Origin of the sequence: Yoonia sp. SDW83-1, assembly GCF_046762885.1 — a bacterium.
Taxonomy (GTDB): Bacteria; Pseudomonadota; Alphaproteobacteria; order Rhodobacterales; family Rhodobacteraceae; genus Yoonia.
In genome coordinates this window covers 42051-48283 of record NZ_JBKQXO010000022.1, presented here as the reverse complement: position 1 = coordinate 48283, position 6233 = coordinate 42051, and the positions used below count along the sequence as shown (strand labels likewise).

The 6233-nt window shown below is 59.0% G+C and carries 9 protein-coding genes; 4 read left to right on the top strand and 5 right to left on the bottom strand.

What is annotated here, in order from left to right; all coding sequences use genetic code 11:
* Positions 1–49: 49 nt before the first annotated feature.
* The 5 genes from ACFWW4_RS20205 to ACFWW4_RS20185 all read right to left on the bottom strand — a co-directional run bounded on the left by ACFWW4_RS20205 (position 50) and on the right by ACFWW4_RS20185 (position 4206).
* The gene (locus tag ACFWW4_RS20205; RefSeq protein ID WP_411892486.1) at positions 50–301 is read right to left on the bottom strand and encodes a hypothetical protein; all 252 of its coding nucleotides are present in this window, start codon (positions 299–301) and stop codon (positions 50–52) included.
* Between the two features lie 133 nt (positions 302–434).
* The gene (gene hisG / locus ACFWW4_RS20200) at positions 435–1124 is read right to left on the bottom strand and encodes an ATP phosphoribosyltransferase (protein WP_393927642.1); all 690 of its coding nucleotides are present in this window, start codon (positions 1122–1124) and stop codon (positions 435–437) included.
* Positions 1118–2197 carry an ATP phosphoribosyltransferase regulatory subunit gene (locus tag ACFWW4_RS20195; RefSeq protein WP_411892485.1) on the bottom strand — a complete coding sequence of 360 codons (1080 nt, stop codon included), beginning with the start codon at positions 2195–2197 and terminating at the stop codon, positions 1118–1120. The genes hisG and ACFWW4_RS20195 overlap by 7 nt, the downstream gene beginning before the upstream one ends.
* On the bottom strand, positions 2197–3705 hold the full coding sequence (gene hisS / locus ACFWW4_RS20190) for a histidine--tRNA ligase (protein WP_411892484.1): 1509 nt from the start codon (positions 3703–3705) through the stop codon (positions 2197–2199). Before hisS ends, ACFWW4_RS20195 begins: the two co-directional genes overlap by 1 nt.
* A 42-nt stretch (positions 3706–3747) precedes the next feature.
* On the bottom strand, positions 3748–4206 hold the full coding sequence (locus tag ACFWW4_RS20185) for an Lrp/AsnC family transcriptional regulator (protein WP_411892483.1): 459 nt from the start codon (positions 4204–4206) through the stop codon (positions 3748–3750).
* Between the two features lie 106 nt (positions 4207–4312).
* Here ACFWW4_RS20185 and ACFWW4_RS20180 point away from each other — a divergent pair, with 106 nt between their 5' ends.
* The 4 genes from ACFWW4_RS20180 (at position 4313) to ACFWW4_RS20165 (ending at position 6183) form a co-directional block, all read left to right on the top strand.
* Positions 4313–5104 (top strand): phenylalanine 4-monooxygenase, encoded by a 792-nt coding sequence (locus ACFWW4_RS20180; RefSeq protein WP_411892482.1) that lies wholly within the window; start codon positions 4313–4315, stop codon positions 5102–5104.
* A gap of 8 nt (positions 5105–5112) precedes the next feature.
* Positions 5113–5316, top strand: coding sequence for a SlyX family protein (locus tag ACFWW4_RS20175; protein ID WP_393927637.1), 204 nt, complete (start codon positions 5113–5115; stop codon positions 5314–5316).
* A gap of 206 nt (positions 5317–5522) precedes the next feature.
* On the top strand, positions 5523–5729 hold the full coding sequence (locus tag ACFWW4_RS20170) for a cold-shock protein (RefSeq protein WP_393927636.1): 207 nt from the start codon (positions 5523–5525) through the stop codon (positions 5727–5729).
* Positions 5730–5973: 244 nt separating this feature from the next.
* The gene (locus ACFWW4_RS20165; RefSeq protein ID WP_393927635.1) at positions 5974–6183 is read left to right on the top strand and encodes a cold-shock protein; all 210 of its coding nucleotides are present in this window, start codon (positions 5974–5976) and stop codon (positions 6181–6183) included.
* Positions 6184–6233 lie beyond the last annotated feature (50 nt).

Here is a 6233-nt window from a genome sequence, read left to right as displayed (position 1 = left end):
GCTTGAACTCGCGGCTGAACACTCTTCTCGTCATGTAGATTCTCCAGTTTCATAAACACCTTATCTCGGTGTCCACGAAACCGGCAGCAGGCCAGGTATCATCGACAAAGTTGATTTCGGGTTTCTTGCTTAAGACCCAAGTCAGCGAATTCAAGTTCGACAATTGTATTGCGGTGACAAGAACATCCTGCCCAATCTCGCCAGCGGCCCAAGGCAAATCTGTTTCTGCATCTGATAGCTTTTCCAAGAGCTCGACGTCGCCTTCGAATAGTGCGTTGTAGAAACTTTCTTTGCTGGACATTTCCAGATTGTTCCGAATGAGGCGTCTTATCTGCGCATCATATGGCCGTGCGTTTTGTAGTGCCAGTTCTACCAGGCAGCCATGTCTGTGCGTCAGTGGATGTTTGCTAAGTCCTGCGCCGCAATCCTTCCCATCAAATCCCCAGCACCATTTGCAGTGCTTTCAGTTTGCTGCGCTGTTCATCGGTCCAGTCTTTCCGCCGCCCCCGAAACAGGGTCGCTTGTGAGGCATGGATCAGCCCGTCACTAAGGATCTTCAGACCGTTCGCCCGCAGCGTTTCACCGGTTGAGGTGATGTCGGCGATGGCCTCTGCCGTTTCGTTTTTGACGGTGCCTTCGGTGGCCCCCTGACTGTCGACGATCTGGTAATCGGCAACCCCGTGGTCGCGCAGGAAATCGCGGACCAGCCGGTGATATTTGGTGGCGATCCGCAACCGGAACCCGTGTCGCGCCCGGAACGCCGCTGCTGCCGCATCCAGATCGTCCAGCGTGTCCACATCGACCCAGGCCTGCGGCACAGCGATGATCAGGTCGGCCCCGCCGAACCCCATCGGCGCCAGTTCGGCCACCCTTGCATCCCAGTTGGCCAGCTTTTCGCGCACCAGATCCGAACCGGTCACACCCAGATGGATGTTCCCCGCTGCCAGTTCGCGCGGGATTTCCCCGGCCGAGAGCAGCACCAGTTCAACCCCGTCGATCCCATCCACTGCACCCGCATATTCCCGGTCGGACCCGGATTTGCGCAAGGTGACCCCGCGCTGCCCGAACCATTGGAACGTCTTGTCCATCAGCCGTCCCTTGGACGGCACGCCGAGTTTCAGCATCTGTCGACCTCCAGCGCCAGATCGGGCCGGATCACACCGCCGACCGCAGGCACCACCCTGCCCTGCCCCAGCCGGGTGGTCAGCGCGTCATAGCGCCCGCCTGTGGCAACGGGTGGCAGGTCGGGTCGGTCGGTTGCGTAAAAGCCAAATACGAAACCATCGTAATACTCCAGCGATGTGCGGCCATAGCTGCCTTCGAACTCCAGCGTCTCTATGTCGATCCCCCGCCCTGCCATCGCATCAAGCCGGGCGGACATGCGCGCCACCGCGTCCCGCACGGCAGGCATATCGACGGCGATGTCGCGCAGCGCGCTGAGCACATTGGGGCAGGTTTCGCGCAAGGACAGGATCGCGTCGATCAGGGCGATTTCTTCTGATGCGATGGGGCTGGCGGTGGCATCGGCGCGCAGCGCGTCGATCCGGGCCGCGACCTCTTCCCGGCCGCGCAGTCCGATATCGGGGCCGGCGTCGGCAAAGGGATCATCAGCAGCCAGCAGGGCGGCACGCGCGGCAGGCACCGTGCCCGATCCGTAGCGTTTGAGCAGGGCCTTGAACCGCCCGGGTCGCCAGATATGGCGCAGCAAGGCCGACTTGCGCGCGTCGGTGGTCTGCAGCCCGCGCACGGCCGCCGTCAGGATGCCGATGTCGCCTGTGGCCGCCCGCACCGGCAGCCCGTCCAGCCCGGCGGCGATGGTGGCGAACACCTCTGCATCCGCGCCTGCCGGGTTCTGGCCGTCGAAGACCTCGTAGCCGACCTGCACATATTCGTTGGCACGGGTTTCATCGCTTTCCTGCTTGCGGAAAACCTTGCCGGAATAGGTGTAGCGGGCGGGTTCCGCGTGGCTTTCCATATGCATCTGCACGACGGGAACGGTGAAGTCGGGGCGCAGCACCATTTCACCGCGCAGGGGGTCGGAGGTGAGGTAGGCGCGCGCGCGGATATCCTCGCCATAAAGGTCGAGCAATGTGTCAGCAGATTGCAGGACGTCGGCCTTGACCACCAGCGCGCCTTGGGCCGCGAAATGGTCACGCAGGCGGCGCGCCTCTTTCAACGTGGCGGGGGCGGTTGGCATTACCCTTGCCCGTCCAAGATCTCACGCACTTTAGCGAGCATCTGATCGCGCGGCACCTCGTATTGGCTGGGTCGGTCTTTCCATTCTTCCAGCGTGGCGTTCTTGGCAATCTTGGCCCCAAGTATAAGGTCCTTGATCTGCACAACGCCTTTGTCGAACTCATCCCCGCCTGCGATGATGGCGATGGGAGAGTGCCGTTTGTCCGCGTACTTCAACTGGTTGCCGAAGTTTTTGGGGTTGCCCAGATAAACCTCCGCCCGGATGCCTTCGTTGCGCAGTTCGGCGACCATGGTCTGGTAATCGGCCATGCGGTCGCGATCCATCACGGTGACAACGACGGGGCCTTGGGCGGTGCTGTCGATACGGCCTTTCGCGTGCAGCGCGGCGAGCAGGCGGTCAACACCAATCGAGATGCCGGTGGCCGGGACGGATTGTCCGGTGAAGCGTTTGACGAGGTCGTCATAACGCCCGCCGCCAGCGACGGAGCCGAAATTGCGCGGGCGGCCCTTTTCGTCTTTGATTTCGAAGGTCAGTTCGGCCTCGTAGACGGGGCCGGTGTAATAGCCGAGGCCACGGACGACGGAAGGGTCGATGACGATGCGGTCGGGGCCGTAGCCTTGGGCTTCTAGCAATTTCGCCATCTGTTCCAGTTCGCGGGTACCTTCATTCCCAATCAGACTGCTCCCAACCGCAGCAAGCAGATTTTTGAGAGTTTCGGCGTTATCATTTCCCTTAGAAGTTAAGAACGACAGCACCGGCGCCGCCTGTTGCATCGTCAAGTCAACGCCATCGATAAAGGCACCAGAGGCATCTCGACGCCCTTCCATCAGTAATTCGCGAACACCGTCTCTGCCGACTTTGTCAAATTTGTCGATTGTTCTGAGGATGGCATTGCGACGCGCCTCAAGATTGAAATCCGGATCAAGAGCTTGGGCAACACTCTCATGGCCGCCGAATACGTTCTCCAAAACCCCGTTCAGCACCTTCCGGTTATTCACCCGGATCACGTAGTCGCCGCGCTCGATCCCTGCGGCCTCTAATGTGTCGGCCAGCACTGCGCAGATCTCGGCATCGGCGGCCACAGAAGCCGACCCCACCGTATCCGCATCGCATTGATAGAACTGCCGGAACCGCCCCGGCCCGGGTTTTTCGTTCCGCCAGACCGGCCCCATCGTATAACGGCGATAGGGCGATGGCAGGTCGTTGCGGTATTGCGCGGCGACGCGGGCGAGCGGTGCTGTCATGTCATAGCGCAGAGCCAGCCAATCGCCATCTTCTTCCCAGGCGAAAACCCCTTCATTGGGGCGGTCCACGTCGGGCAGGAACTTGCCCAGCGCCTCCACCGTTTCGATGGCTGACGTCTCCAATGCGTCGAACCCATAGCGATGATAGACCCCGGCGATCTTGGTCAGCATTTCGGTGCGGGCTGTCACCTCTGCGCCGAAATAGTCGCGGAACCCCTTGGGCGTTACGGCCTTGGGGCGGGGCTGTTTTTTGTCCTTCGCCATGGTCCTGTCCTTTATGGTCGTGGGCCGTTTAACGCGGCAATGTCACAGGGGCAATGCGGTCGTGTATTTCAGCTCTTTCAGGCTGAAAGACGACACGACGGATTTGACAAAGGGTGAGCGGAGGAGGGTGTGGGTCATGAAGCCTTCGTAAGCCTCCACATCCTTACAGCGGATTTTCAAGATATAGTCGGCGGTGCCCGAAATGGCGTGCGCCTCCATAATCTCCGGGTGACTGCGAATGACGCTGGCGAACCCGGCGATGGAAGTTTCGGCATGGTCCGATAGGCGCACGGTGGCAAAGACGCAAAGGCGCACGTCGGCCTTGGCGGGGTCCAGAAGGGCCACGCGGCCTTTCAGCAAACCGAGGTTTTCGAACTCCTGCAGCTTGCGCCAGACGGTTGATGTGGCCATGCCTGCGCGGTCCGCCAATTCGGCGAGGGACGCGGCGGCGTCGGTCTGCAATGCGCCCAAAAGCACCCTTTCCTGATCAGAAAATTTCATAATCCCATTTCTTTCGACTTCTTTCTTCCAAAAATACTCAAAACACGACGTGATTGACAGGAAATTTCCGCAGGGTTGGGCGATACTGGGCAAAAGGAGCTTTCCGATGCCCAAAGATACGACCTATACTTCGCTACACCCCGACGAAGACGGGTTTTTTCCCTACACCGCCGAAGATGATGCCGTCTGGGGTGAGTTGTTTACGCGGCAGATGGATTTTCTGCCCGGCAAGGTGGCCCCGGAATATTTGGACGGCGTAGCCAAACTGGGCCTGAACGCAGACAAAACCCCGCAGGTGAAAGAGATTGACGCCCGTCTGCATGCCCTCACCGGGGCTGGCGCCGAGGGTGTGCCCGCAATCATCCCCCCATCGCAATTCTATGCCTTGCTCAGCCAGCGCAAGTTCCCCGTCGCCACGTTCCTGCGGCGGCGCGAGCATATGGATTACATCGAAGAACCCGACCTGTTTCACGAGGTGTTCGGCCATTGCCCGATGCTGACCAACGCGCCATATGCCGATTTCATCGAAGGGTTCGGCAAACAGGCTCGGGAACTGGGCAAGGGCTATAGCTGGCACATGTTCCGGCTGTTCTGGTTCACGGTCGAATTCGGGATGATCCGTACGCCCGACGGGCTGCGCGCCTATGGGGCGGGCATCGTGTCGTCGCCCGCTGAGGCCGCGCATGCGATGTCAGGTGATGCGTTGATGCAGGATTTCGACCTGTTGACCGTGTTCCGCACGCCGTACCGCATCGACATCGTGCAGCCGACTTACTTCGTGATCGACAGCTTTGATCAGCTGGCCGAAACGCTGGAGGCCGATTTTGCCGCGCTCATTGATCTGGCAAAGACGCGCGGCGATCTGCCCACCCTTTTCGCAGCGAAGGAAGCCAGCTAGAAGGTGCCATGACCGACACCACACATCTGGAAGAACAAATTGCCCATCTGACCCGCACGGTCGAGGAATTATCTGATATTGTTGCCCGTCAGGAAACAGAGCTGGCGCTGGCGATGCGCCGTCTGGCGATGCTGATGGAGCGGGAAGCGACCCGCGAATTGGATGCGGGCGGCACTGTCCCTTTAGGTGATCAACGCCCGCCACACTGGTAGGAGCCCATTTTTCCGCTGTTTTGTCGCCCGGATGCGGGTGTGGTACGATTTATCTTGCTTTTTGTTGCAACTGGCCCCACATGAGCGGTGCAGACGTTATCCAACTCGACCCACTGTTCTCCTTTCGGCCACAGTCTCTCGAATTTGCACTGACTAAGCCGGGCTGCCGCAATCATGTGGGCAGCACAAATACAAAGGAAAACACGATGGCTACTGGCACCGTGAAATGGTTCAACGCAACCAAAGGCTTCGGCTTTATCGCACCTGATGGCGGATCAAAGGACGTTTTCGTTCATATCTCTGCTGTTGAGCGTTCTGGCCTCACCGGTCTGAAAGACGACCAGAAGGTCACTTTCGACATCGAAGCAGGCCGTGACGGCCGCGAATCGGCGATCAACCTCGCCCTGGCGTAAGCCTGCAAATTTGAAGAATGTGGCGCGCGTTTTCATGGGCGCCACAATTGACCGGCGTTTAATCGCTGATTCTATTACAATTATGTAATTTTCTTGATTTTGTTGCCGCAGATGCCATTCTGCAACTGCGACGTTAAATCTATCGACCACTGTCTCCTTCTACGGCCCAGTCTTTCGATCCAAGTTTGACCGAGCCGGTCCGCTGCAGTCCCGCGAGCGGAAACTAAGTAAGGAAGACAAGGACATGGCTTCAGGCACTGTCAAATGGTTCAACACCACAAAAGGCTACGGCTTTATCGCACCCGATGGCGGAACGAAGGACGTTTTCGTTCATATTTCTGCTGTGGAGCGATCGGGTCTCACCGGCCTCAAAGATGATCAGAAGGTCAACTTTGACATCGAAGCAGGTCGCGATGGTCGCGAAAGCGCTGTGAACCTGACGTTGGCCGACTAAATTCGGCGATCATATGCTGCGAAAAGGGCGCCTCGCAGGGCGCCCTTTTG

Excerpts from the sequence above, each read along its gene's own strand:
- hisS (WP_411892484.1), bottom strand. The coding sequence starts at position 3,705 with ATGGCGAAGGACAAAAAACAGCCCCGCCCCAAGGCCGTAACGCCCAAG.
- ACFWW4_RS20180 (WP_411892482.1), top strand. The coding sequence starts at position 4,313 with ATGCCCAAAGATACGACCTATACTTCGCTACACCCCGACGAAGACGGG.
- ACFWW4_RS20165 (WP_393927635.1), top strand. The coding sequence starts at position 5,974 with ATGGCTTCAGGCACTGTCAAATGGTTCAACACCACAAAAGGCTACGGC.
- ACFWW4_RS20175 (WP_393927637.1), top strand. The coding sequence starts at position 5,113 with ATGACCGACACCACACATCTGGAAGAACAAATTGCCCATCTGACCCGC.
- ACFWW4_RS20195 (WP_411892485.1), bottom strand. The coding sequence starts at position 2,197 with ATGCCAACCGCCCCCGCCACGTTGAAAGAGGCGCGCCGCCTGCGTGAC.
- ACFWW4_RS20185 (WP_411892483.1), bottom strand. The coding sequence starts at position 4,206 with ATGAAATTTTCTGATCAGGAAAGGGTGCTTTTGGGCGCATTGCAGACC.
- hisG (WP_393927642.1), bottom strand. The coding sequence starts at position 1,124 with ATGCTGAAACTCGGCGTGCCGTCCAAGGGACGGCTGATGGACAAGACG.
- ACFWW4_RS20205 (WP_411892486.1), bottom strand. The coding sequence starts at position 301 with ATGTCCAGCAAAGAAAGTTTCTACAACGCACTATTCGAAGGCGACGTC.
- ACFWW4_RS20170 (WP_393927636.1), top strand. The coding sequence starts at position 5,523 with ATGGCTACTGGCACCGTGAAATGGTTCAACGCAACCAAAGGCTTCGGC.